This is a genomic window from Bradyrhizobium sp. HKCCYLRH2060, assembly GCF_051168135.1.
Lineage (GTDB): Bacteria > Pseudomonadota > Alphaproteobacteria > Rhizobiales > Xanthobacteraceae > Bradyrhizobium.
Window position 1 is genome coordinate 49,102 of sequence record NZ_JBNPUK010000025.1, and the last position, 25,537, is coordinate 74,638.

Annotated in this window: 23 protein-coding genes; 9 read left to right on the forward strand and 14 right to left on the reverse strand. The window is 66.2% G+C overall.

Features of this window, described 5'->3' with window-relative positions; all coding sequences use genetic code 11:
* Positions 1-67: 67 nt before the first annotated feature.
* The 6 genes from ccoP to ACQR10_RS31365 form a co-directional block, all read right to left on the reverse strand.
* Entirely contained in the window at positions 68-940 is an 873-nt protein-coding gene (gene ccoP, locus ACQR10_RS31340) for a cytochrome-c oxidase, cbb3-type subunit III (protein ID WP_315802498.1), read from the reverse strand.
* A 6-nt stretch (positions 941-946) separates the two neighbouring features.
* On the reverse strand, positions 947-1,111 hold the full coding sequence (locus tag ACQR10_RS31345; protein WP_315802497.1) for a cbb3-type cytochrome oxidase subunit 3: 165 nt from the start codon (positions 1,109-1,111) through the stop codon (positions 947-949).
* A gap of 18 nt (positions 1,112-1,129) precedes the next feature.
* Complete coding sequence (gene ccoO, locus ACQR10_RS31350) at positions 1,130-1,864, reverse strand: cytochrome-c oxidase, cbb3-type subunit II (protein WP_316218365.1); 735 nt, start codon at positions 1,862-1,864, stop codon at positions 1,130-1,132.
* Between the two features lie 11 nt (positions 1,865-1,875).
* Complete coding sequence (ccoN, locus tag ACQR10_RS31355) at positions 1,876-3,522, reverse strand: cytochrome-c oxidase, cbb3-type subunit I (RefSeq protein WP_315802495.1); 1,647 nt, start codon at positions 3,520-3,522, stop codon at positions 1,876-1,878.
* Between the two features lie 271 nt (positions 3,523-3,793).
* A complete protein-coding gene (locus tag ACQR10_RS31360; RefSeq protein ID WP_315802494.1) occupies positions 3,794-4,219 on the reverse strand; it encodes a CBS domain-containing protein in 426 nt (141 codons plus the stop codon).
* Between the two features lie 37 nt (positions 4,220-4,256).
* Positions 4,257-5,090, reverse strand: coding sequence for a universal stress protein (locus tag ACQR10_RS31365; RefSeq protein WP_315802493.1), 834 nt, complete (start codon positions 5,088-5,090; stop codon positions 4,257-4,259).
* A 271-nt stretch (positions 5,091-5,361) separates the two neighbouring features.
* Here ACQR10_RS31365 and fixL point away from each other — a divergent pair, with 271 nt between their 5' ends.
* The 4 genes from fixL to ACQR10_RS31385 all read left to right on the forward strand — a co-directional run bounded on the left by fixL (position 5,362) and on the right by ACQR10_RS31385 (position 8,797).
* Positions 5,362-6,885, forward strand: coding sequence for a sensor protein FixL (fixL, locus tag ACQR10_RS31370; RefSeq protein ID WP_409997920.1), 1,524 nt, complete (start codon positions 5,362-5,364; stop codon positions 6,883-6,885).
* Entirely contained in the window at positions 6,878-7,495 is a 618-nt protein-coding gene (gene fixJ, locus ACQR10_RS31375) for a response regulator FixJ (RefSeq protein WP_315802492.1), read from the forward strand. Before fixL ends, fixJ begins: the two co-directional genes overlap by 8 nt.
* A gap of 77 nt (positions 7,496-7,572) precedes the next feature.
* Positions 7,573-7,977: a response regulator gene (locus ACQR10_RS31380; protein WP_316218363.1), complete on the forward strand. Its 405-nt coding sequence runs from the start codon at positions 7,573-7,575 to the stop codon at positions 7,975-7,977.
* 112 nt (positions 7,978-8,089) lie between these two features.
* Complete coding sequence (locus ACQR10_RS31385; RefSeq protein ID WP_315802551.1) at positions 8,090-8,797, forward strand: helix-turn-helix domain-containing protein; 708 nt, start codon at positions 8,090-8,092, stop codon at positions 8,795-8,797.
* Positions 8,798-8,811: 14 nt separating this feature from the next.
* On the opposite strand, the gene ACQR10_RS31390 is transcribed toward ACQR10_RS31385, so the two are convergent.
* The 4 genes from ACQR10_RS31390 to ACQR10_RS31405 all read right to left on the reverse strand — a co-directional run bounded on the left by ACQR10_RS31390 (position 8,812) and on the right by ACQR10_RS31405 (position 14,778).
* On the reverse strand, positions 8,812-10,137 hold the full coding sequence (locus tag ACQR10_RS31390) for an MFS transporter (RefSeq protein ID WP_316218362.1): 1,326 nt from the start codon (positions 10,135-10,137) through the stop codon (positions 8,812-8,814).
* A gap of 97 nt (positions 10,138-10,234) precedes the next feature.
* Positions 10,235-10,693: a PRC-barrel domain-containing protein gene (locus ACQR10_RS31395; protein WP_316218388.1), complete on the reverse strand. Its 459-nt coding sequence runs from the start codon at positions 10,691-10,693 to the stop codon at positions 10,235-10,237.
* Positions 10,694-10,740: 47 nt separating this feature from the next.
* Positions 10,741-12,942: an amylo-alpha-1,6-glucosidase gene (locus tag ACQR10_RS31400; RefSeq protein ID WP_316218361.1), complete on the reverse strand. Its 2,202-nt coding sequence runs from the start codon at positions 12,940-12,942 to the stop codon at positions 10,741-10,743.
* Positions 12,943-13,014: 72 nt separating this feature from the next.
* The gene (locus ACQR10_RS31405; RefSeq protein WP_316218360.1) at positions 13,015-14,778 is read right to left on the reverse strand and encodes an ABC transporter ATP-binding protein; all 1,764 of its coding nucleotides are present in this window, start codon (positions 14,776-14,778) and stop codon (positions 13,015-13,017) included.
* Between the two features lie 292 nt (positions 14,779-15,070).
* On the opposite strand from ACQR10_RS31405, the gene ACQR10_RS31410 reads away from it, so the two are divergent.
* Positions 15,071-16,141: a glycosyltransferase family 4 protein gene (locus tag ACQR10_RS31410; protein WP_316218359.1), complete on the forward strand. Its 1,071-nt coding sequence runs from the start codon at positions 15,071-15,073 to the stop codon at positions 16,139-16,141.
* A gap of 107 nt (positions 16,142-16,248) precedes the next feature.
* On the opposite strand, the gene ACQR10_RS31415 is transcribed toward ACQR10_RS31410, so the two are convergent.
* The 4 genes from ACQR10_RS31415 to bioB form a co-directional block, all read right to left on the reverse strand.
* On the reverse strand, positions 16,249-17,514 hold the full coding sequence (locus ACQR10_RS31415; protein WP_316218358.1) for an adenosylmethionine--8-amino-7-oxononanoate transaminase: 1,266 nt from the start codon (positions 17,512-17,514) through the stop codon (positions 16,249-16,251).
* Positions 17,511-18,143 (reverse strand): dethiobiotin synthase, encoded by a 633-nt coding sequence (bioD, locus tag ACQR10_RS31420; protein WP_316218357.1) that lies wholly within the window; start codon positions 18,141-18,143, stop codon positions 17,511-17,513. The genes ACQR10_RS31415 and bioD overlap by 4 nt, the downstream gene beginning before the upstream one ends.
* Positions 18,140-19,285 (reverse strand): 8-amino-7-oxononanoate synthase, encoded by a 1,146-nt coding sequence (locus tag ACQR10_RS31425; RefSeq protein ID WP_410051461.1) that lies wholly within the window; start codon positions 19,283-19,285, stop codon positions 18,140-18,142. Before ACQR10_RS31425 ends, bioD begins: the two co-directional genes overlap by 4 nt.
* A 100-nt stretch (positions 19,286-19,385) precedes the next feature.
* Positions 19,386-20,435, reverse strand: coding sequence for a biotin synthase BioB (gene bioB, locus ACQR10_RS31430; protein ID WP_316218355.1), 1,050 nt, complete (start codon positions 20,433-20,435; stop codon positions 19,386-19,388).
* A gap of 120 nt (positions 20,436-20,555) precedes the next feature.
* Here bioB and ACQR10_RS31435 point away from each other — a divergent pair, with 120 nt between their 5' ends.
* From ACQR10_RS31435 to ACQR10_RS31450, 4 genes are all read left to right on the forward strand, one after another.
* Positions 20,556-21,188 (forward strand): GntR family transcriptional regulator, encoded by a 633-nt coding sequence (locus tag ACQR10_RS31435; RefSeq protein WP_315802482.1) that lies wholly within the window; start codon positions 20,556-20,558, stop codon positions 21,186-21,188.
* Between the two features lie 129 nt (positions 21,189-21,317).
* On the forward strand, positions 21,318-22,718 hold the full coding sequence (locus ACQR10_RS31440) for an MFS transporter (RefSeq protein ID WP_316218354.1): 1,401 nt from the start codon (positions 21,318-21,320) through the stop codon (positions 22,716-22,718).
* 136 nt (positions 22,719-22,854) lie between these two features.
* Entirely contained in the window at positions 22,855-23,304 is a 450-nt protein-coding gene (locus ACQR10_RS31445) for a (2Fe-2S)-binding protein (RefSeq protein WP_315802480.1), read from the forward strand.
* 10 nt (positions 23,305-23,314) lie between these two features.
* The gene (locus ACQR10_RS31450; protein WP_316218353.1) at positions 23,315-25,498 is read left to right on the forward strand and encodes a xanthine dehydrogenase family protein molybdopterin-binding subunit; all 2,184 of its coding nucleotides are present in this window, start codon (positions 23,315-23,317) and stop codon (positions 25,496-25,498) included.
* Positions 25,499-25,537 lie beyond the last annotated feature (39 nt).

Below are 25,537 nucleotides of genomic sequence, written 5' to 3' on the forward strand. Positions count from 1 at the left end.
GGTATGTCCACCTCCGGCCGCTCAGTTGATCCAGCTCAATTGAAGGGAAAGTTCCGTTGGATTTCCGTTACTTTCCGCCGCCCAGCGAGTGGACATAGACCGCCATCGCCTTGATCGTGGTCGGGTCGAGACGGCCCTCCCAGGCCGGCATGACACCGGCGCGACCGTTGGTGATGGTCTCGATCAAGGTCGCCTCGTCGGAGCCGTACAGCCAGATCTTGTCCGTGAGGTTCGGCGCGCCGAGCTCCGGATTGCCCTTGGCGTTGTCGCCATGGCAGGCCGCGCAGTTCTCGGCGAAGATCTTGGCGCCGGCCTTGGCGTCATAGCCCGGCCGGGTCGGCAGGCCCGCCAGCTCGCGGACGTAGTTGGCGACCGTGATGATTTCCGCCGGCTTCAGGACACCGTCCTTGCCGAAGGCGAGCATCTGGCCCTCGCGGGTCTTCGGGTGCCCCGAGCGCACGCCGTACAGCAGGGTCTGCTGGATCTGCTCCAGCGAGCCGCCCCACAGCCAGTCGTCGTCGTTCAGGTTCGGGAAGCCCTTCGCACCGGCCGCGCCGGTACCGTGGCAGGCGGCGCAGTTGTCGCCGAACACGGTCTTGCCCTTGGCACGCGCCAGGGCAAGCATCGCCGGATCCTTCTCGATGTCGGCGAGCGAGGCCGTCGCGAGCGCGGCCATCTTGGCGCCGCGGATCTTCTCGAGATTGGCAAGCTCGACCGCCACGTCCGCACGGGACGAGTAGCCGAACATGCCTTGCGTGTTGCTGGAGATCAGCGGCCAGGCCGGATACACGATCCAGTAGCCGATCGCCCAGACGATGGTGATGTAGAAGGTGATCACCCACCACCGCGGCAGCGGGGTGTTGAGCTCCTTGATGCCGTCCCAGACGTGGCCGGTCGTGGCCGTGCCCGTGACGCTGTCAACTTCGTTGTGGTCAGCCATGATGAATTACTCCTCCCGCAACGGCATGCTCGCCGCCTCGTCGAAAGCGGCCTTGTTGCGAGGCCAGAGGGCATAGGTCACGATCGCGAGGAAAATCGCGACGAAGATCGGGGTCCACAGCGTCGTCACGAGTGACGACGCGATGTTTTCCACTGCAATGATGGGCTTCATGATGCTCGCCTCTCGATCTCAGCGCAGATTGGCTTTTTCGTTGTAGATCTTGAAGTCCACCAGCGTGCCGAGCATCTGCAAGTAGGCCACCAGCGCATCCATTTCAGTCGGCGCACCCGCCTTGCCGTCGAAGTTGCGCACCACCGCCTTCGGATAGCGCTTGACCAGCGCCTCCGCGCCGGCACCGTCCGGATCGACCTGCGCCTTGAGGTCGGCGGCGGCGTTGGCGATCTGGTCGTCGGTGTAGGGCACCCCAACCATCCGCAGCGTCTTCAGATGGTCGGCGATGTTGTCCGCGTCGAGCTCGGTCTCCTTCAGGAAGGGATAGCCGGGCATGATCGACTGCGGAACGATGGCGCGCGGGTTGGTCAGATGGGTGACATGCCAGTCGTCGGAGTACTTGTTGCCGACGCGGGCGAGGTCTGGCCCCGTGCGCTTGGAACCCCACTGGAACGGGTGGTCGTACATGCTCTCCGCGGCGAGCGAGAAGTGGCCGTAACGCTCCACTTCGTCGCGCAGCGGACGGATCATCTGCGAGTGGCAGAGATAGCACCCCTCGCGGACATAGATGTTGCGGCCGGCCAGCTCGAGCGGCGTGTAGGGCCTGATGCCGTCGACCGCCTCGATCGTGCTCTTCAGGTAGAAGAGCGGAGTGATCTCGACGAGGCCGCCGATCGCGACCACCAGCAGGATGCCGATGACCAGGATGATCGAGTTCTTCTCGAAGACTTGGTGTCGTTGCCAGAAAGACATGATTGGTTACCTCACTCCGCCGGCTGAAGGGCGACGGGCGACTGAACTTCTTCCTCACCGACACGGACCGTCATCCAGAGATTGTAGGCCATGATCAGCGAGCCGATGACGAACAGTGCACCGCCGGCTGCGCGGATGATGTAGAAGGGATGCATCGCCTCGACAGTCTCGATGAACGAGTACTCGAGGAAGCCGAGCGCCGTGTAGGACCGCCACATCAGACCCTGCAGGATGCCCGAGACCCACATCGCGGAGATGTAGAGCACGATGCCGAGCGTGGCCGTCCAGAAGTGCCAGTTCACGAGCTTGAGGCTGTAGAGACCCTTGCGGTTCCAGATCCACGGCACCATGCAGTACAATGCGCCGAAGGACACGAAGCCGACCCAGCCGAGCGCACCGGAGTGCACGTGACCGATGGTCCAGTCGGTGTAGTGGCTGAGCGAGTTGACAACCTTGATCGACATCATCGGACCTTCGAAGGTCGACATGCCGTAGAAGGCGACCGACACGACCAGCATGCGCAGCACGGGGTCAGTCCGCAGCTTGTCCCATGCGCCCGACAGCGTCATCAGGCCGTTGATCATGCCGCCCCAGGAGGGCATCCACAGCATGATCGAGAAGGTCATGCCGAGGGTCTGCGTCCAGTCCGGCAGCGCCGTGTAGTGCAGGTGGTGCGGGCCGGCCCAGATATAGAGGAAGATCAGCGCCCAGAAGTGGATGATCGACAGCCGGTAGGAATAGACCGGACGCTCCGCCCGCTTCGGGATGAAGTAGTACATGATGGCGAGGAAGCCGGCGGTCAGGAAGAAGCCGACCGCGTTGTGGCCGTACCACCACTGGAACATCGCATCCTGTATGCCGCCCCAGGCGATGTAGGACTTGGAGCCGAACAGCGACACCGGCAGCGACGGATTGTTGCCGAGATGCAGCATCGCGATCGTGACGATGAAGGCAAGGTAGAACCAGTTCGCCACGTAGATGTGCGGCTCCTTGCGCTTGATGACCGTCACCAGGAACACCAGAAGATAGACCACCCAGACGATGGTGAGCCACAGGTCGGAGTACCACTCCGGCTCGGCATATTCCTTCGACTGCGTAACGCCGAGCAGATAGCCCGTGCCGGCGATCACGATGAAGAAGTTGTAGCCCAGCACCACGAACCACGGCGCGAGGTCGCCGGCCAGACGGGTCCGACAGGTCCGCTGCACGACGTAGAACGAGGTCGCGATCAGCACGTTGCCGCCGAAGGCGAAGATGACCGCCGAGGTGTGCAGCGGGCGCAGGCGACCGAAGCTGATCCATTGCAGATCGAAGTTCAGCGCCGGCCATGCCAATTGCGAGGCAATGATGAGACCGACGGTGAAGCCGGCAATGCCCCAGAACATCGCCATGATCGCGCCGAGCTTGATCGGACCGAGATTGTAGTTCGGTCGGCCATTGATCTCCTGCGGCGGCAGCTCGCCGCGCTCGAAGTAGCGGTTGAGGATGAAGAAGACGGACGCCGCGCTGGCGGCAGCCGCGAGCGAGGCGTGGAACGCGAAGGCCGTATCCAGTGCCTTCGCCGCAGCGAAGACGCACAGGAAGGCGGTGACGGCAAAAGTGAGCGACAAGCCACTTTCGCCGATGGTCATGGATTTTGTGGATGAGGACGCGCTCATGCGGAATCTCGCTGAAAGAACACGAGCCCAGCAACCACAATCGTTCACACGTGGAATTGATCGAAATCAACTTTGCGACCGGCTCGCCGTAAAGACTGGGAATGTTGCAGAACCAGCCGGAGGGAACCAGGACCGCGGCAGAGTACGATCCCGGCGATGCATGATCCGATGCACAGAGCCAGAGAGGCCCGCACGCGGCACACGTGCGGGCCTCATCTCCCAGACGTTGGCACAAGGCCTGAGATCAGGTCTTCAGATCAGGTCCTCGCGATCATTCCTTGGCGGCGGCGGCCAGAGCCCTGACGATATCCTCGCGGGCGACGATCCCGACGACCCTGTTGTCGCCGTCGGTCACGGGCAGGCTGCGGATACGATGCTCGACCATCAGTTGTAGCACGCGCGTCAGCTTCGTATCCGGCCGGACATAGATGAACTCGGATGTCATCACGTCGGCGACCGTCCGGTTCATCAGGTCCGTATAGCGCGGCAGCATCTGATTTGGCGTGAAGGCAAAGCATTTCAGCACGTCGAACTTGGTGACGATGCCGATCACCTCGTCGTTCTCGACGACGGGGTAGGTGTTGAAATCGTCGCGGTCGAACATCTCGCCGAGCTCGCGGATCGTCGTCTCCCGGGTCACGGTCGTGACGTTCCGCGTCATGTAGTTGCCGGCGGTTTCCTCGAGAAATCTGTACAAGGCGGCAATCCTGTTCTCGAATGAAGCGGGTCGAATTTCAGTGCGACAGCAGAACGCAACGCTCGCTGCGCGTCATCAGATGCTCGGTGACCCCGCCGAGCACGAGCTCGCGGAATCGGGAATGGCCATAGGCGCCCGCCACGACGAGACCGGCCGAAACATCGGCGGCGACGGCGTCGAGCGTAGCCGCAACGTTGCGCCCCGGCCCCGGTTCCGCGATGCGCGCCGATGCGACGATCTTGTGACGGCCGAGCCATGCGACAACGTCCGCAAGACGCGCCTCGCAGGCGTCATATTCCGAGGTGTTCTCCGGGATCTCGGCGACCACGACGCCGCTCGCCCTGGCGAGCAGCGGCAGGGCATCGGCCAAAGCGCGGCGCGCCTCCGGTGTCTCCTTCCAGGCCACCAGCACGGTCCCGAGATCGAGGCTGCTGACGTTGTCCGGCACCACGAGCAGCGGGCGCCCGGCCTGCATGACAAGATCCTTGGGATTGGCCACCGCGAACGCATCGGACACCCCGGGTGGCACGCCGCCGGTGACGAGAATGTCGGCGGCACGGGCCTGCGCCAGCACGTAGCGCGCGGGGAAATCCACGGCGCTGCGCCAGCTCAACGACGCAGCCCGGTCACCCACTGCGGTGCGGAACTCCTGCTCGAGCTCGGCCAGTCGATTCCGCAGCGCGGCCTCACCCTGCTCGATCAGATCCTGCGCCTGCTCGCCGGTCGTGAAGTACAGCGGCGGCGCGAATTCCGCGGCCGCAACGCCGATGACAGCTGCGTCAAAGCGCGCCGCCAGGTCGGCCGCGACCCGAAGGCGGGCCTCATTCGGCTGACTGAGCGCAAGGCTCACCATGACAGTCGCGAACGTCATCCCGCCTCTCCAAACATTGCTTCCATGCAACTCTTAGAGGTGAAATCGCCTGCCGTGATGAGATAGATCAAGGTGCGGCGCGGGAGCATGGACGGCAGGACACCGTTGCAACCCGACCCAGGATCGGAGAAAGCCTTGAATTGTCGAACCAAAGTTTAAGTCGGCCCGGGTTGCAACGGCGCAATCTGGTATAGGATACCGCGGTGGTCGGCCTCCCGGCTGCGGCGGTAACGGCGAATCGGATAACGGCGAATCGATCAAAGGCTTCGAATTGCGCGACTTCACCCACCCCTTCCCGGATGCATCCGCCAGGCCCGAGGACGCTCCCGAGGACGCTCGGAGGCTGGGCTTCGGCGCGTGGGATCTCGATCTGGCCTCGGGCGAGTTCTACTGGTCGGTGACGACGCGGAAGCTGTTCGGCGTGGCGGCCGATCAGCCGGTGACCTACGGCTCCTTCCTGGCGCTGCTCGCGCCCGAGGATCGCGCGCCGGTCGAGGCGGCGATCGAGGATTCGCGCCATCGGAGCACCGGATTCGACATGTCGTTCAAGGTGTCCGGCGGCGGGCACTGGATTCGCGTGCTTGCCGGCGTGGTGCCCGACGAGGCCGGCACGCCGCATCATCTGCGCGGCATCGCCCTCGACATCGACCAGGAGAAGCGGCTGGAGGAGACGCTGCGGCTGCGCGAGCAGCATTTCCGCTCGATCCTGGACACCGTGCCGGACGCGATGATCGTGATCGACGGCAGCGGCACGATCCAGTTCTTCAGCTCCGCGGCGGAGCGGATGTTCGGCCTCACCGAGGCAGAAGCGGTCGGCCTCGACGTCAGCGAATTGATGCCCGAGCCGGACCGCTCGCGCCATGCCGGCTACCTCACCCGCTACCATGCCAGCCGCGAGCGCCGTATCATCGGCATCGGCCGCATCGTGACCGGCCGCCGCCGCGACGGCACGACGTTCCCGATGCATCTGTCGATCGGCGAGATGCAGTCCGGCGGCAAGCCCTATTTCACCGGCTTCGCCCATGATCTCACCGAGCATCAGCAGACCCAGGCACGGCTGCGCGAACTGCAGTCGGAGCTGGTCCACGTGTCGCGCCTCAGCGCCATGGGCGAGATGGCCTCGGCGCTGGCCCATGAGCTGAACCAGCCGCTCGCCGCGATCAGCAATTACATGAAAGGCTCGCGCCGGCTGCTGGCCGGCAGCAGCGATCCGAACACGCCCAAGATCGAGAGCGCGATGGAGCGCGCCGCCGAGCAGGCGATTCGCGCCGGCCAGATCATCCGCCGTCTGCGCGACTTCGTCTCGCGCGGCGAATCGGAGAAGCGGGTCGAGAGCCTGTCGAAGCTGATCGAGGAAGCCGGCGCGCTCGGCCTTTCCGGCGCCCGCGAGCAGAACGTCCAGCTGCGCTTCCAACTCAATCCGGATGCCGATCTCGTGCTCGCCGACCGGGTCCAGATTCAGCAGGTCCTGGTCAATCTGTTCCGCAATGGGCTCGAGGCGATGTCTCATTCCGCACGCCGCGAGCTCAGTGCGACGAATCGCAAGATCAGCGACGACTTGATCGAGGTTGCGGTGTCCGATACCGGAACGGGATTCCACGACGACGTCATGCCCAACCTCTTCAAGACCTTCTTCACCACCAAGGACACCGGAATGGGAGTCGGCCTCTCGATCAGCCGGTCCATCATCGAGGCCCATGGCGGGCGCATGTGGGCCGAGAACAACGAAGCGGGCGGCGCGACGTTCCGCTTCACCCTGCCGGCTGCCCCAACCAAGGTTGAGCACGATGGCTGAACAGGCCAAGGTCTATGTGATCGACGACGACGAGGCGATGCGGGACTCGCTGAACTTCCTGCTCGATTCATCAGGCTTTGACGTCACGCTGTTCGAGAACGCGGAGGTCTTCCTCGGCCGACTGCCGATGCTCCCTTTCGGCTGCGTCGTCTCGGACGTGCGGATGCCCGGCATCGATGGCATCGAGCTGCTCAAGCGCATGAAGGCCGCCGGCAGCAGCTTTCCGATCCTGGTGATGACCGGCCATGGCGATGTGCCGCTCGCGGTCGAAGCGATGAAGCTCGGCGCGATCGATTTTCTGGAGAAGCCGTTCGAGGACGAGCGACTGGTCGCCATGATCGAAACGGCAATCCAGCAGGCCGAGCCGGCCGCGAAGAACGAATCGGTCACGCAGGACATCCTGGCGCGCGTCGCCAGCCTGAGCCCCCGGGAGCGCCAGGTGATGGATGGGCTGATGGCCGGCCTCTCCAACAAGCTGATCGCGCGCGAATACGACATCAGCCCGCGCACCATCGAGGTCTACAGGGCCAACGTGATGACCAAGATGGGAGCGAACAGCCTCTCCGAGCTGGTGCGTCTGGCGATGCGCGCAGGCGCGCTGAAGGATTGAGCTAGATCAAGCTACCTTGACAGAATCGAGTGTTATGTTGTGCCTCGGTTCAACATCACATTCTCGCGGCACGTGCGATGTCGGCTCACACAAAACTCACGGTCTACGTGGCCGACGACGATGCTGATGTCCTCGGCTCGCTGCGCTTTCTGCTGGAGGCCGACGGCTTCGACGTGCGCACGTTTCGCAGCGGCACCGCGCTGCTCAAGGCGTCCGACCACGCGTCCGTCGACTGCTTCGTGGTCGACTACAAGATGCCGGAGATCAACGGGGTCGAGCTCGCCGAACGGTTGCGTCAGCAGGGGGCCACCGCTCCGGTGGTGCTGATCACCGGCCATTACGATGACCGGCTTGCGGCGCGCGCGGCGGCCGTCGGGATCCAGGATTTCCTGCTCAAGCCGCTGCTCGACGACAATCTGGTGAAGCGGATCCGCAAAGCGATCGCCAACGACCATTCCGGTACCGCCCAGCGCGTCGTCTGACCCGGCCGGCCTACGTACATCTACGTAAGGGACCCCCCTTAAGATAACGGCCGAAATGTCCTTAACGGGGGCCGCAATGTACCACATCGCCATCCGCCGCAAGGAGATGGTCATGCTCAATCAGTCGATTACCCACCCGGTCGTCACCACCAACGCCCCTCACGCCGTCCCCTCTGCTGTCGTCCCTTCTCCTGCCGCCAATCCCTTTGCCGAGATCACCGGTCATGCCGGGCTGATCGCCAGCGAGTTCTCCTACAAGAAGGACGAGGAGATCTATGGCGAGGACGAGCCGGCCGAGTACGTCTACCAGGTGATCTCCGGCGCCGTTCGCAGCTACAAGCTGCTCTCCGACGGCCGCCGCCAGATCGGCGCCTTCCATCTTCCCGGTGACGTTTTCGGCCTCGAATTCGGCTCGATGCACCGTCTCGCCGCCGAAGCCATCATCGACACCACCGTGCGCCTGGTGAAGCGCCGCAGCCTCGAACAGGCCGCAGGTGTCGACGTCGCGGTCGCCCGCAAGCTCTGGACCATGACGGCCGGCGATCTCCGCCATGCCGAGGACCACATGCTGCTGCTGGGCCGCAAGACCGCGATGGAGCGCGTCGCGACCTTCCTGCTCGAGATGGACCGCCGCCTCGCCGTCGCCGGCATGATGGCGCTGCCGATGTGCCGCCGCGATATCGGCGACTATCTCGGCCTGACCCTGGAGACCGTGTCGCGTGCGCTGTCGCAGTTGCACAGCCAGGGCGTTCTCGGCTTCTCCGGTGCCCGCCAGATCGTGCTGCGCAACCGCCAGCGCCTGCGCAGCATGGACGCCTGACGCGCCCTGCCCGTTCATGCCCTGCGCTCGCGCTGCCCGGTCTCCGGCATCAAGAGCGCGATCAAGAGAAGACCTGTCAGCGCCACGCCTGACAGACCCATGAATGCAGTGGCGCTGCCGTAGCGGTCGCTGGCGAAGCCGGCGACCACGGTGGACAGCGATCCGCCGATCCCGGATGCCGTCCCGACGATTCCCTGAGCCAGATTGAAATGTCCGCTGCCGAAGGCGACGTCGGCCACCGTCAGCGGAATCATGACGGCGAACACGGCCGCCGTGACGCCGTCGAAGATCTGCACCGCCACCAGCACGTAGGGATCGTGCACGACCGCGAACAGCGCGCCGCGCGTCGCGAGCGCGGCAAACCCCAGCATCAGCAGCGGCCTGCGGCCCCATTGCTGCGCGACCGCGCCGACCGAAGGCGAGGTCAGCGCCACGATCGCCTGCGGCACCACGATGCAGAACGCGATCAGCATCGGCGCCCACTCGCTCGATTTCGTCGTCACCACGCCGGCCATCAGCGGCAGCATCGCCGCATTGGCGAGCTGCAGCAGGAACACGCCGAGCGCGAAGACGAGCAGCGCGCGCTGGCGCAGCAGGCCGAGCAGGTTCGACAGCCGCGCGACCTCCTTGTCCTCGTGATCGGCCTGGCCGTGCGCCCGCGCGACGTCGATCTCGCGCTCGCGGATGCGCGACAGCGCGATCAGCGTCGGAAAGGCGAGAATGAAGGTGACCAGGAACACGGCGCGGCTGGACAGCAGATAGCCGCAGGTGCCCATCACGGCCGCAGCCACGCCGTTGCCGAGCGACGCGAACCGCGCATTGCGGCCGAGCCGCTCCGCCATGCCGCGCGGCCCGACCAGGCCGAGGCTGATCGCCGCGATCGCCGGTCCGAGCACGCAGCTCGCCGCCGCATGGAACGTCGCGGCACCCGCGACCACGGGAAAGATCGGCCAGGCGGCATAGGCGAGCGCGCAGCAGCCGATGGTCGCGATGGCAAGACCGGCGACGCGGCGCTCCGATCTGGCCGCATCGATGATCGCGCCGCCCGGCATCTGCCCGATCAGCCCGACGATGCCGCCGATCGACAGCACCAGGCCGATCTGGGCCTGCGTCCATTTCTGGGTCGTCAGATAGACCGCGATGAAGGGACCGAAGCCGGTCTGCACATCGGCCAGGAAGAAGATGAACCAGTCCAGCCCGCGCAGGCTCTGCCGCGACGGCGCAGGTCTCGCAGTCGTCGGGCCATGATCCTGCCCGGCATCCGGACGCGCGCCCGCCTCTGCCGCGCCGTCAGGCTCGGGCTCCCGGTCAGGTGATCTCGACGGCCGTGCAATCGGCATGGCTTTCTATTCTCAACTCATGAGGCTGACGGGACAGAACATCCCCCACCGTGTTCCGCTGCACGCGCAGGCCGGACCGGCAATCTCACGCATCAACTCAATGATCGAAATCCCAGGGTGACAGCTTGCCGGACGCGCCGAGCACGACGACGGGCTTGTCCTCCTTGTATTCGGGCGCGGCCTTCACCTGCTCCTTGGTAAGGTCGAGCGTGACCTGGTCGCTCTTCTCCGCGATGTGCTTGAAGTCGAGCGCGGTCCAGTCGACCACGATCTTGCGGCTGCCGACGCCGAGGAAGCCGCCGAAATCGATCACCGCGGCGCGCACCGTCCCGGTGGGATCGACGATGACATCGACGATGTGGCCCATGTCCTCGTCGGTCGAGCTGCGCACGTCGCGGCCGAGCACGCCATGCGCATCGCGCGCGCCGAGGATCGTGACCGAGGGCGGCGGTGCCGGCTCCTTCGCGGGCGCCGCTGCGTCCCTGGCAGTCGGTGTCGGCGACGGCTGCTGCGCATGCCCATCGCCTGCATACGGACCGATCAGCAGCGGCAGCATGACGAGGCAACTGCGAGCAGCCCGGCGAAGAGTGTGTTTCAGCGTCATCATTGCGCCAGCACCAGCGAGACCTGGATCTGACCGCGCCGCCGCAGCACCTCCATCGAGATATCCTCGCCATGGCGGCGAATGCGCAGGTCGATCGTCGAGCTGCCGAGCCGGAGATCGCGCAGCACAACCCAGTCGAGGAAAGGCGGCAGCCGCGGATTGCGCAGACGGATCTGGCCGCGCTCGGCGTCGAACTCGAGTCCGAGGGCCGCTTCGAGCAAGGTGAACGGCGTCGCGCTGGCCCAGGCCTGCGGCGCGCAGGCCACCGGATAGAGCGTCGGGCCGCGATGCTTCTCCCGCCGGAAGCCGCAGAACAGCTCCGGCAGCCGGCGCAGATCCATGTAGGACGCCGCTTCGAACAGGCCGCCGAACACCTGCTCAACCGCATGCTTGAGGCCATAGCGCGACAGGCCGAGCGCAATCAGCGCGTTGTCATGCGGCCAGATCGATCCATCGTGATAGGACATCGGATTGTAGCGCGCTTCGCCGCAGGCCACGGTGCGGATGCCCCAGCCCGAGAAGAAATGCGGCCGCAGCAGGTCAGCGGCGAGCTTGCGGGCGCGGTCCTCGCGCACCATGCCGCTGAACAGGAGCTGCCCCGCGTTGGACGTCCGCACCCGGCACGGCTGCTTGTGGCCGTCGAGCGCCAGCGCATAGGTGTTCAGATCCTCGCACCAGAAGGCGTCCTCGAACCGTTCCGCGAGACGGGCGGCCTCGGCCTGGAGCCGGTCCGCCATCTCGGCCTTGCCGAGCCGACGGGCGCAACGCGCCGCCAGCTGCTTGCCGGCAAAGACATAGCCCTGCACCTCCGCAAGCGCGATGTAACCTTCCGCGAGGCGGCCGTCGGCATGGAACACCGCGTCGTAGGAATCCTTCCAGCCCTGGTTGGCGAGGCCCTGCTCGGAGGCGCGCTGATATTCGACGAAGCCGTCGCGATCGGGATCGCCGGGTCCGTCGATCCAGCGCAACGCCAGCTCGATCGCCGGCCAAAGCTCGCGCAGGGTGTCGATGTCGCCGGTGCGCTCGATGTAGAGGCCGGCGAGCAGCACGAACAGCGGGGTGGAGTCGACGCTGCCGTAGTAGCAGGCGAACGGCACCTCGCGCAGCGCCGCCATCTCGCCGCCGCGCATCTCGTGCAGGATCTTGCCGGGCTCGGCATCGGCCAGCGGATCGGTCGTGCGCGCCTGATGCACGGCGAGCCGCCGCAGCACGCCGCGGGCGATGCGCGGATCGACCCACAGCATCTGCATCGCCGTAATCAGCCCGTCGCGGCCGAACGTCGTCGAGTACCAGGGAATGCCGGCATAGGGATAACGTCCTTCCGGCGTGTCGGTCATCAGGATGTTGAGGTCGGCCGCCGCCTGGCACAGCACCTCGTTGAGGATGTCGTTGGAGGTCTCGATGGTGGTGGCGCCGTGCGTGCAGCGGCGCATCTCGCGCCGATGGGCGAGCAGGCTCCGAAAGAAGCGCCCCGGCCGCTCGCCGGCCTTGGCGTTGCACATCACGGCCACGAACAGGGACGCAGATTCCTGCGGCGCAAGATCGAAATGATAGGTCGCGACATTGGTGGTGAGACTGGTCGGACGCGGATCGAAGCTCACATCCGTGGTGCGTGTGACATTGTCCAGCCCACGATAGTGAAGCACGACCTCGCCCGGATCCACCAGCCGGCTCGAGCCGACCCCGCGGCGGGACCGCACCGAGCCCCGCACCTCGAACAGGTCGGCAAAATCGTTGTCGAACGTGAGCTTGAGATCGAAGCTGGCGTGGCGATCGCCATGGTTCTGCAGCCCGATGCGCTGATAGGCCGTGCCATGCCAGAGAAAGATCGTCCGCACGATGTGCAGCATGTCCTTCGGCAGCACCAGGCGGCCCTGGCTGTAGATGTCGGGATTGGTGAGATCGACGGTCAGCGCGGAGTTGTCGTCACGCAGGCTCGAGCCGAGCAGCAGGGGCTGAACGTCGTCCAGCGTCAATTCGAGGCGCGCGAGATAGCGCGTATCGGCGTTGAAGAGACCGTCCGGTCCGCCGGCCGAGGCGCCGATGTCGCCATGGCCGTCGAGGACGATGAACGTATCGTCATGCTTGAGCGAGCGCCGCGGCCGTGCCGCCGGCCCCGTCATGGGAATATAGAACGGCTGCTCGGCAGGCTCGTCCGTCCGGGTGACCAACGACAGTGTGCTTGCGACTTCGGCGGACATGTTGGCCTCATGCGATATTGAAGTGCCCGGACAACCGAGAGTGCACGTTCTCGACGCGACCCGACGCAACGATCAGGCGGCGAACTTGGCGAGCCGGTTCATCTCCTGGGTCACGAGGTCCCGATAAGGGCCCTCGTCCTGCATCAGCCGATCGGGCGCGCCGTCCTCGATGATCCTGCCCGATTTCAGCACCACCACGCGGTCAAAATTTCGCAAGGTCGCGAGACGATGCGCGATCGCGATGACGGTGCGGCCGCGCATCAGGCGGCTCAGCGCCTCACGGATGGCCTCCTCGGACTCGCTGTCGAGCGCCGCTGTTGCCTCGTCGAGCAGCAGGATCGGCGCATCCTTGAGGAAGGCCCGCGCGATCGCGATGCGCTGGCGCTGCCCGCCCGACAGCTTGACGCCGCGATCGCCGACCATCGTCTGCAACCCCTCCGGCAGCGTCTCGACGAAGTCGCAGCGAGCCGCGATCGCCGCTCGCAGCACCTCGTCGTCGGTCGCACTCGGACGCCCGTAGCGGATGTTCTCCAGGATGGAGCGATGGAACAGCGAGATGTCCTGCGGCACCACCGAGATCGCCTCGCGCAGGCTCTGCTGGGTGACCTTGGCGATGTCCTGGCCATCGACCGTGATCTGCCCGACCTGCGGATCGTAGAACCGCTGCAGCAGCGTGAACAGGCTCGACTTGCCGCCGCCGGACTGACCGACCAGGCCGACGCGCTGGCCGGGCTGCAGCCGCAGCGTGAAATTCTCGAACAGCTTGTGGCCGCCCGGATAGTGGAAGGTGATGTTGTCGAACGCGATCGCCGCGCCGCTCTTGACCAGCGGCTCGGCCTCGGGGTGATCGCGCAGCTCGTGCGGCTGCAACAGGGTCGCGATCGCCTCGCTCATGCGCGCCACATGCTGGGTGACGTCGACCAGCGCGACCGCGAGATCGCGCGTCGCGTTGAGAATGCAAAGGCCGAGCGTGCAGACCAGCACGACGTCGCCGGTCGTCGCCCCGCCCCGCTGCCACAGCGAAATCGCCCAGGCCATGAGCGCGACCGTCAGCACGATCGTCACCGTGGCGTGCAGAATGCGCAGCTTCTCGAGGTAGCGGAGACTGCGCCCCCGCGCCTCGAGCTCCCTGTCGATGGTCGCGTCGAACCGGTCGTGCTCGTGGCGCAGGCCACAGAAGGCGCGCACCAGCGGCATGTTCGAGATCACGTCGACCATCTCGCCGTCGACCATCGCCGCCTTGTCGGCGAAATCGTCGTGCAGCGGCTTGCCGGCGGCGGCCAGACGGAACATCGCCACCACCATCATGGCCGCGATCAGCAGCAGGCCGATCGCCATCGGACCGCTCACGGTTCCGATCAGGCAGATGGCCGCGACCGTGGCGAGGCATGGCGGCAGCACGTTCCACATGAACATGTTCTCGACGGTGAACACCGCGTTCGACGTGGCCGTGATCCGGCTCGACAACATTCCCGGCAGGCGATCGCCGAAATAGCTCGGCGCATGCCCAGTGAGATGACGGAAGATGTCGCGCCGAAGATCTCCGGTCACGCGCACGAAGGTGGAGCTCGCGATCCAGCTCGCGACGCGCCAGAGAATGTTGTCGGTCGCAATCAGCGCCATCAGCAGCACGAACGCGGTCCAGACATTGCTGTCACGCGACGGCCCGGAGGAGAGAGCGTCGACCAGCGACTTCACACCATATTGCGTGCCCACCGAGCAGGCAACTGCACCGACGACGGACAGCAGAATAATGAGATGCGCTGCAGGGCGCCTCATGAGATAGCGCAACACGAAAGGAAAGGGCCGGTGCGCGTAGCCTGAAAGCTGATCCATGATCTTCCCATTGAGATGAGCGCGTCGTTGCGACACCTGTTGCGGCGAGTTGAACGATGAACAGTTTGTCCGGTTCCTTGCGCTGCCGCGCTGCAACCCTGCCCTTCGACAATGACGGCAGCAGCGTTGAGGATCAGGGATGGCATCAATGAGACGCCGAGGAACACGTTGTGTCGAAGAAAGAGTGATCAGGGCAAGGGAACTTCGCACATGCGACAACGTTCCCGCTTCGGCAGTGCCGGTGCCATTCGGTAGGGGGCTTCATCCATGATCACGAATAGGAGACGACGAGATGCGCATTGCGCAGGTAGCTCCATTGACGGAGGCTGTGCCTCCGAAGCTCTACGGCGGCACTGAGCGGGTCGTTCATTGGTTGACCGAGGAGCTCGTGGCCCTCGGACACGACGTCACCCTGTTCGCCAGCGGCGATTCGCAGACATCGGCGAAACTCTCTCCGACATGGCCGAAGGCTCTGCGCCTCGACGGCTCGGTAAGGGATCCGAACGCGCTTCACATGGTGATGCTCGAAAACGTACGGCAGCAATGCGACGACGAACAGTTCGACATCCTGCACTTCCATCTCGATTACTACCCGTTCTCCCTGTTCCACCGGCAACCCACCCCCTTCCTCACAACCCTGCACGGCCGGCTCGACCTGCCGGAGCATCAGCCGGTATTTTCGGTCTTCAAGGATGTTCCCGTCGTCTCGATCTCGGACTCGCAGCGCCGACCGGTGCCGAATGCGAACTGGGTGCGCACCGTGCTGCATGGGCTTCCCGAACGGCTGCTGATGCCCAAGCCTGTGACGCCGAGCTATCTGGCCGTGCTCGGACGCATCGCCCCGGAAAAGGGAGTCGACCGCGCCATCAAGATCGCGATGCGCTGTGGGATTCCGCTGAAGATCGCCGCCAAGGTCGACCGCGCCGACCAGGATTACTACGACCAGCTGATCCATCCCCTGATCAAGGACAATCCCTTGGTCGACTATATCGGGGAGATCGGCGACCACGAGAAACCGGAATTCCTGTCCGGCGCGCTCGGCCTGCTGTTGCCGATCGATTGGCCGGAGCCGTTCGGCCTGGTGATGATCGAATCGATGGCCTGCGGCACGCCCGTGATCGCCTACAATCGCGGCTCGGTTCCCGAGGTGATCGACGACGGCGTGACCGGCTTCGTCGTCGAGGACGAGCTTAGCGCGGTCGCAGCGGTCAGTCGCCTGTCCGGCCTGAGCCGCGCCCGCGTGCGCGAGCAGTTCGAACGCCGCTTCACCGCACGCCGCATGGCGCTCGACTATCTCGCGGCGTATCGCAGCCTGATCGAGATGGCGGAGCCGCGCATCCGTCTCGTCAGCAGCGCTGAATAAGTAGATCGAATCCGAGACCGGGCACTGAGCTGCCCGGCCTCCTGATCATCTCAGCTGACGGCAGCCTACTCCAGCGAACATGCGCTGGAACTCGTCCATCGGCGACATCAGAGCACGTGGTCGACGGCCTCGTCGATGACGGCATACACCGCCTCGAGGTCGCCGGAGGTGACGCAGTATGGCGGCATGACGTAGATGGTATGACCGAGCGGACGCAGCAGCACGTCGCTGTCGCGGAAAAAGGCCTGCAGCCTGGGACCGACCTCGGCGAGGTAGCCGGGCTCGTCGGCATGGAGATCGAGCGCCGTGATGGTGCCGCAACGCCGCAGCGCGGAAAATCGCTCGTCGTAACGTAAGCGGTCGAGGCAGCGCTGCTGCGCGGCCGCGACGGCGGCGATCCGGGCCCGCGTCTGCGGCTGCCGCCATAGCTCGAGATTGGCGCTGGCCGCCGCGCAGGCAATGGGATTGGCCGTGTAGGAGCTGGAGTGAAAGAACGTGCGGGCGCGGTCGGTCGAATAGTGCGCCTCGTAGATCGCGGGACTGCACAGCGTCACCGCAAGCGGCATCGCGCCTCCGGTCAGTCCTTTGGCGTAGCAGGCGATGTCGGGCGCGATGTCCGCCTGCTCGCAGGCGAACAGCGTGCCGGTGCGGCCCCAGCCGGTCATGACCTCGTCGGCGATGAACAGCACGCCGAACGCCTTGCAGATCCGGTGCATCTCGCGCAACACCGCGGCCGGATACATCAGCATGCCGCCGGCGCCGAGCACCAGCGGCTCGACGATGAAGGCGGCCGGCCGGTCGTTTTCGCAGACCGCCGCGAGCGCGTCCAAGGTCGCCTGTTCCCTGCCCTGCGACGGAAACGGGATGACGATAACGTCGAACAGCAGCGGCTCATAGGCGGCATTGAACACGCCGCGCGCGCCGACCGACATCGCGCCGATGGTGTCGCCGTGATAGGAATGCTGCATCACCACGATGCGCGAGCGCGGCTCGCCGATGTTCCTGAAATAGCCGAGCGCCATCTTCAGCGCGACCTCGACGCTGGTGGCGCCACTGTCGGAGAAGAACACGTGCGCAAGGCTCGGCGGCACGAGCGCGAGCAGCCCGGCGGCAACCTGCTCGGCCGGCTCATGGCTGTGGCCGGCGAAGATCACCTGATCCAGCCGCTCGGCCTGGTCCTGGATCGCGCGCACGATATGCGGATGGCAATGGCCGTGCGTGACCACCCACCACGACGCGATCGCATCGATGATCCGCCGGCCGTCGGCGGTGAAGAGATAGGCGCCCTCGCCGCGCGCGACCGGCGTCATCTCGGGCTGGAGCGCATGCTGCGTGAAGGGATGCCAGATCGGCGAGGTTGCCTTGCGCATCATGGTTCGAAATCCCTGCGCTGGAATTGCGTGGCGAACAGGTACTGCAGCGATCGCGCCGTGAGCGGCGTGATCCAGGGCAGCCGGCCCAGGCGCTTCACCTCGCCGAGCCGGCAGATCGTCTCCTCATTGTCGGCATGGCCGTCGCCGATGAAGGCGATGCCGAGCACGCCGATGCGGCGGCTGCGCAGCGCCGCCAGCGACAGCAGCGAGTGATTGATGGTGCCGAGGCTGGTGCGCGCGCAGAGCACGACCGGCAATTGCCATCGCGCGAAGACATCGAGATAGAGCGTCTGGGAATCGAGCGGCACCATGACCCCGCCGGCCCCCTCGATCACGACAGGCCGGCCGACGGACTGCGGAGGATGCAGGCTGAGCGGATCGATGCTGACGCCTGCGAGGCGGGCCGCGCGATCCGGCGAGGCCGGCTCCGGCAAACGATAGGCTTCGGGCAGCACGCGATCGTCGGCGAGCTCGGCCAGCCGCTGGACACGGCAGGAGTCCGTCTCCTCGCCAAGGCCGGCCTGGACCGGCTTCCAATAGCAGGCCCCCAACAGCGCCGTGAGGCCGGCCGCGAACACCGTCTTGCCGATCCCGGTATCGGTGCCGGCGACCACGATGCGTGGCGTCATGCCCCCGGCCTCCCGATCTCGTCGGCGAGCGCATCGAGCAGCGCCACGATCGCGGCCTCGTCGACGTTCAAGGTCAGCGACAGCCGGAGCCGCGCCGTTCCAGGCGGCACCGTCGGCGGCCGGATGCCGCGGACGTCGAAGCCTCGCGCCTGCAGCGCGGCAGCGAGGCTCATCGCGCGCGCATTGTCGCCGACCACGCAGGGAATGATCTGCGACGGCGACCAGCTTTCACCGAAGCGCGCGTCGATCGCGCGATGGGCGAAGCCAACGAGCTGCGCCAGCCGCTGCTGCCGCTCCGGCTCGTCGCGCAGGATCGCAAGCGCCTCCAGCACCGCCACCGCCATCAGCGGCGACGGCGCCGTGCTGAAGACGAAAGGCCGGCAGCGATTGATCAGCGTGTCGCACAGCACGCCGCTTGCGGTGACCAATGCGCCGGCCGCGCCCAACGCCTTGCCGCAGGTGTGAACGGTGACGACGCTCTCGCGTCCCTCATAGGCTGCGGCGAGACCGCGGCCCTGCGCGCCGTGGACCCCGGTCGCATGGGCCTCGTCGATCAGCAGAAAGGCGTCGTGGCGCTCGGCGATCGCCATCAAATCCGCCAGCGGCGCGAGATCGCCGTCCATGCTGTAGAGGCTTTCGACGACGATCCAGGGCTGGCCGACACCGCCGTCCCTGCGCCAGGTCAGGATCGCGTCCTCGGCCGACTGCGCGTTGTTGTGGATGAACTGGCACGTCTCGGCGCGACCGGCACGCGCGCCCTCATGGGTGCTCGCATGAACGAGCGCATCGAGCACCAGCAGGTCGTCGCGCTGCGGCAATGTGGTGAGCACGGCGAAATTCGCCATGTAGCCGGAGCCGAAGAACAGCGCGCGCTCGGCGCCGAAGAAGCGCGCGGCCTCCGCCTCGAGCCGTTCGTGCTCGTCGCAATTGCCGCGCAGCAGGCGCGAGCCGCCGGCGCCGACCGGCGTGCCGGCCTCCATGGCCGCGGCGACCGCGCGCTTGATGCGTGGCGCCTGCGCCAGTCCGAGATAGTCGTTGGAGGAGAAATCGAGACCGGCCGGTGGACTGAGCTGCCGCAACCGGTCATCGGCCGCGAGTCTCTGCAGGCCGTCGGAATAGATCGCCAACCTGTCGGACAGCATGGACATGGCTCCGCTCTGTTTCGGTCAGCCGCGGGCGTGGACCGGCACGACCAGGCAGTTCCGTGGGCGCGGTCGCGCCGAACTCGCGATGAGGTTCGAATCAGGCCGGGGACGATGCGTCTGCGCTTTCGCTGGCGGCGGCCGGTGCGACCGGACGCGCCGACAGCGACGAGGTCATGCCGAGCCGCGCGAGCAGATCAGCGTCGCGCTGCGCCTGGGGATTGGCCGTGGTCAGCAGCACGTCACCGATGAAGATCGAATTGGCGCCGGCGAGCAGGCACAGGCTCTGCAGCTCGTCGCTCATGTATTGCCGGCCCGCCGACAGCCGCACCACGCTCCGGGGCATCAGGATGCGCGCGACCGCGATCAATCGCACCAGCGCAATCGGATCGGGCCGCGTGGCCGTCTCGTTGACCGGCACGCCCCTCACCTCGTTCCACATGTTGATCGGCACGCTGTCGGGGTGCTCCGCGAGGTTGGCGAGCAGCACCAGCATGCCGAGCCGGTCGTCGATCTCCTCGCCCATGCCGATGATGCCGCCGCAGCACACCTTGATGCCGGCCTCGCGCACATGCGCGAGCGTATCGATGCGGTCCTGCAGCGTGCGCGTGGTGATGATACGGTCGTAGAACTCGGGCGAGGTGTCGACATTGTGGTTGTAGAAGTCGAGCCCGGCCTCTCTCAGCCGCTGCGCCTGCGGCGGCGTCAGCATGCCCAGAGTCACGCATGTCTCCATGCCCAGATCCTTCACCGCGCTGACCATGTCGCAGACCTGATCGAGGTCGCGGTCCTTGGGACTGCGCCAGGCGGCGGCCATGCAGAAGCGCTCGGCTCCCGCTGCCTTCGCGCGCCGCGCGGTGGCGACCACCGCATCGCGGTCCATCAGCTTCGTCGCCTTGAGACCGGTGTCGTAATGCGCGCTCTGCGAGCAGTAGCCGCAATCCTCCGGGCAGCCGCCGGTCTTGATGCTGAGCAGGCTCGCGGTCTGCACGCGGGTGGGATCGAACTGCCGGCGATGCGCCGACTGCGCCAGGAACATCAGATCCGGAAATGGCAGGCCGTAGAGCGCCTCGGCCTCGTCCCGGGTCCAGTCGTGACGGACGGCAGCGTCGTTGTCGGGGCGATCGGACAAGCTGCTTGGAACGGGCATTTCGACACCTCACGCGGATTATAGATTTTCAAAGATATTATCTATGAAAATCCGTATTAAAGCACCGTAGGGCACAGCGGCTTTCCTCGCATCGGTTTTTTCGATAGATAATCTATCGCCATGCAGGACGAGAATCTCACCACGGCTCACCGCATCGCCGAGGCCATCACCGAACGGATCGTCAGTGGCGCGCTCCCTCCGGATGCGCCGCTGCGGCAGGACCACGTCGCGCGCGAGTTCAAATCCAGCCACGTGCCGGTGCGCGAGGCATTTCGGCAGCTCGAGGCGCTGTATCTCGTGGTCGCGGCACCGCGGCGCGGCGTGCGGGTGGCGCCGCTCGATGCGAAGTCGACCAGGGAGATCGTCGAGATGCGCGTCGCGCTCGAGGTGATCGCGCTGCGCAATGCCGCGCCGCGCTACACGCCGACGCATCTCGCCGCGATCGAGCTCGCGCTGATCGAGGCCGACAATGCCGAGACCATCCAGGAATTCGAGACCGCGAACCGCGCCTTCCACCGCGCGCTGGTCGCGCCCTGCGCGATGCCGCGGCTGCTGGCGAGCCTCGACGGATTGCGCCTGGCGAATTCAAGGCTGGTGCTGGCGATGGCCCGCAATGCCGGCTGGCGTCCGCGCACCAACCAGGATCACCGGCTGATCCTGCAGGCCCTGCGCGCCCGCCAGATCGGCCACGCCTGCGAGCTCCTGACGCGGCACAACCAGACGATCGAACGGCTGGCAAGGCCGGGCGTGTAGCCTTCTTCGACCCGTTCCTTGCGACCGGGCGCATACCGCCATGCGCCCGCGACGGCTGGGGCGCTCGCCTGCTCCCGTGTACATGCTGATCCAGACGCGCCCCGCGAACCGAAGGTCTCCAAAGGTCTCATGTCCGACCGCCACCACGCTTCGAAGCTCGCCGGCGACGGCACCACCGATGGCCTGCCGCCCGGCAAGCGGCCCTGGGCCATCGCCGCGATCTTCACGGCGCTGTCGATGGCCTCGCTCGACGTCGCCATCGCCAACATCGCGCTGCCGTCGATCTCGGCCGATCTCCACGTCTCCCCGGCCGAGGTGGTCTGGGTGGTCAACATCTACCAGATCGCACTGGTCGCGACCTTGCTGCCGCTCGGCGCGCTCGGCGAGATCGTCGGCCATCAGCGCATCTATCTCGGCGGCCTGCTGCTGTTCACGCTGGCCTCGGTCGGCTGCGCGCTGGCGTGGTCGCTGCCGACGCTGGTGATCGCCCGCGCGCTGCAGGGCCTCGGCGCCAGCGGCATCATGAGCGTCAACACCGCGCTGGTGCGCTACGTCTATCCCGGCAAGATGCTGGGACGCGGCCTCGGCCACAATGCGCTGGTGGTCGGCATTTCCTTCACCTTCGGTCCGACGATCGCGTCCGCCATTCTCTCGCTCGGCTCCTGGCCGTGGCTGTTTGCGATCAACCTGCCGTTCGGCCTGATCGCGATCGCGATCGGCATGAGGATGCTGCCACGGACGCCGCGCGCCGAGCACGGCTTCGACTTTCTCGGCGCCGCCCTCGCTGCGCTCTGCCTCGGCCTGTTCATCACCGGCATCGGCAGCGCCGCGCACGGCGCGACGCCGGCCATGGTGGTAGCCGAACTGGTCGCAGCGCTCGTGCTCGGCGTCATCCTGGCCCGCCGCCAGGCCGACCACCCGGCGCCGATGCTGCCGATCGACCTGTTCCGCCGCGGCGTGTTCGCGCTGTCGGCCGCGACCGCGGTGTGCTCGTTCTCGGTGCAGGGCCTCGGCTTCGTGTCGCTGCCGTTCTATTTCGAGGACATTCTCCAGCGCTCGCAGGTCGAGACCGGGTTCTTCATGACGCCCTGGCCGCTCGCAGTCACGATCATGGCGCCGATCGCCGGCCGGCTGTCGGACCGTTTTCCCGCCGGCCTGCTCGGCGGCATCGGCCTGGTGATGCTCGGCTCCGGCATGGCGCTGCTCGCCATGTTGCCGGAGAACCCGAGCATCGCGAACATCGTCTGGCGCATGCTGATCTGCGGCATCGGGTTCGGCTTCTTCCAGGCGCCGAATATGAAGGCCATCATGTCAAGCGCCCCGCCGCACCGCAGCGGCGGCGCCAGCGGCATCGTCGCCACGGCCCGGTTGACCGGCCAGACCACCGGCGCGGCGCTGGCCGCCTTGTGCTTCAGCCTTGCGGGGCACCAAGGAGCCACCCTTGCCTTGGCCCTCGGCGCCGGTTTCGCCGCGCTCGGCAGCGTGATGAGCTTCCTGCGGCTTGCCGTCGCTCCGCCGCGCGGCCCATGAGCCGACGCAACTACAAGCCGGGCCCATCACAAATCCTGCGCGCGGCAAACGCATATTCTTGATTTGAAGGATGCAAACGTTCGCGCCACAGTGCCGCCCTCTGTTCAACTGGCGCGTTGAACGAAAGGGATCTGCGATGGCAAACCTCACGATCAACGGACAATCCTATACCCTGGACGTCGAGCCCGACACGCCGCTGCTGTGGGCGATCCGCGAGAACGCCGGACTGACCGGCACCAAATATGGCTGCGGCATTGCACAATGCGGCGCCTGCACCGTGCATCTCGACGGCGCGGCCGTGCGCTCCTGTGGCGTCACCGTCTCCGAGGCCCTGGGCAAGCAGATCACCACCATCGAGGGGCTCGCGAGCGACACCGGCCTGCACAAGGTGCAGCAGGCCTGGGTGGAGAACGACGTTCCGCAATGCGGCTACTGCCAGAGCGGCATGATCATGGCCGTCGCGGCACTGCTCAAGGACAATCCGAAGCCGAGCGATCAGGACATCAACGACGCCATCACCAACATCTGCCGTTGTGGAACCTTCGCGCAGGTGCGCGAGGCGATCCACGCCGCCGCCAACGCCTGAGGAGGACGGCATGAACCAGCATGTGACGCCGCGCCTCGACCGCCGGTCCTTCGTCATCGGCACCGCCGCGCTCGGCGGCGGCCTCGCCTTCGGCCTCGACATCCCCTTCGGCGGGCCGCAGATCGTGCGCGCCGCGGATGGCTCGCCCGAGGTCAACGCCTGGGTCGTGATCCGCCCCGACGACACCGTGGTGATCCGCATCGCCCGCTCGGAAATGGGCCAGGGCTCGCTGACCGGTCTCGCCCAGCTCGTCGCCGAGGAATTGGCTTGCGACTGGAGCAAGGTCACGACCGAATATCCGACGCCGGGCCAGAACGTCGCCCGCAAGCGCGTGTGGGGCGATTTCTCCACCGGCGGCAGCCGCGGCATCCGCGCGTCGCAGGACTACGTCCGCAAGGGCGGCGCCGCCGCGCGCATGATGCTGATCCAGGCCGCCGCCGACGAGTGGAAGGTGCCGGCGGCCGAATGCACGGCTGCGAATAGCGTCATCACCCACAAGGCCTCGGGCCGGACCACGACCTACGGCAAGGTGGCCGAGGCCGCCGCGAAGCTGACGCCGCCAGCCGACGTGAAGCTGAAGGATCCGAAGGACTGGACCCTGATCGGCAAGGGCGTGAGACGGCTCGACACCGCCGACAAGGTCACCGGCGCGATGATCTACGGCGCCGATATGAAGCTGCCGAACATGCTCAACGCCGCGATCAAGGACTGTCCGGTCACCGGCGGCAAGCTGAAGAGCTATGACGAGGCCAAGATCGCCGGCATGAAGGGTGTCAAGAAGGTGGTCGCGATCGACGGCACCGCCGTGGCCGTGGTCGCCGATACCTGGTGGCACGCCAAGACCGCGCTCGCTGCGCTGCCGATCGTGTGGGACGAAGGCGAGAACGCCAAGGTCTCCTCGGCCTCGATCGCCAAATGGCTCGCGGAAGGATTGGAGTCCGGCCCAGCCTTCGTCGGCAACGAGAACGGCGACGCCAAGGCAGCGCTGGCGAGCGCGGCGAAGAAGGTCGAGGCCGTCTACAACTATCCCTATCAGAACCACGCCACCATGGAGCCGATGAACGCCACCGCGCTCTACACGCCCGAGCGATGCGAGGTGTGGTGCGGCACGCAGAACGGCGAGGCGGCGTTCGCCGCAGTGCTGGAAGCGTCAGGGCTGCCCGCCGACAAATGCGAGGTGCACAAGCTGATCCTCGGCGGCGGCTTCGGCCGGCGCGGCCAGACCGACTATGTCCGCCAAGCGGTGAAGATCGCCAAGGAGATGCCGGGCACGCCGATCAAGCTGTTGTGGTCGCGCGAGGAGGACATGACGCATGGCCGCTATCACCCGATCACGCAGTGCAAGCTAACCGGCGGCTTCGACGCCGACAACAATCTGACGGCGCTGCACATGCGCATCTCCGGCCAGTCGATCCTGTTCAGCCTGCGGCCGGATGCGCTGGTCAACGGCAAGGACCCCGCGACCTTCCAGGGGCTCGCGCCATCGGGCGAAGCGACGATCGGCTACTCCGTGCCGAATTTGCTGATCGAGCATGCGATGCGCAACCCGCACATCAATCCGGGCTTCTGGCGCGGCGTCAACGTGAACCAGAACGCGATCTATCTCGAATGCTTCATGGACGAGCTCGCCGATGCGGCCGGCCAGGACCCGCTGGAGTTCCGCCGCAAGCTGATGGCCGACCATCCCAAGCATCTCGCGGTGCTGAACGCCGTCGCCGAGAAGATCGGCTGGGGCACCCCGGCGCCGGACGGCGTGTACCGTGGCCTCGCTCAGTTGCACGGCTATGGCAGCTACGTCGCGGGCGCCGCCGAGATCTCGGTGATCGACGGCAGCAAGATCAAGATCCACCGCATCGTCGCCTCGACCGATCCCGGCTATGTCGTCAACCCGGCCCAGGTGGAGCGGCAGATCGCCGGCTCCTTCGTCTACGGCCTGTCGGCGCTGTTCTACGGCGGCTGCACCGTGAAGGACGGGCGCATCGTCGAGACCAATTTCGACACCTATAACTCGATGCGCATCGCCGAGATGCCGAAGGTGGACGCGATCATGATCCCAAGCGGCGGCTTCTGGGGCGGCGTCGGCGAGCCGACCATCGGCGTCGCCGCCCCCGCCGTGCTGAATGCGTATTTCGCCGCCACCGGAAAACGCATCCGCTCGGTGCCGCTGCGCGACCAGAACATCACCTTCGCATGATCCGCTTGGCGGCAGCCGTTGGGAACCATGGCTGCCGCC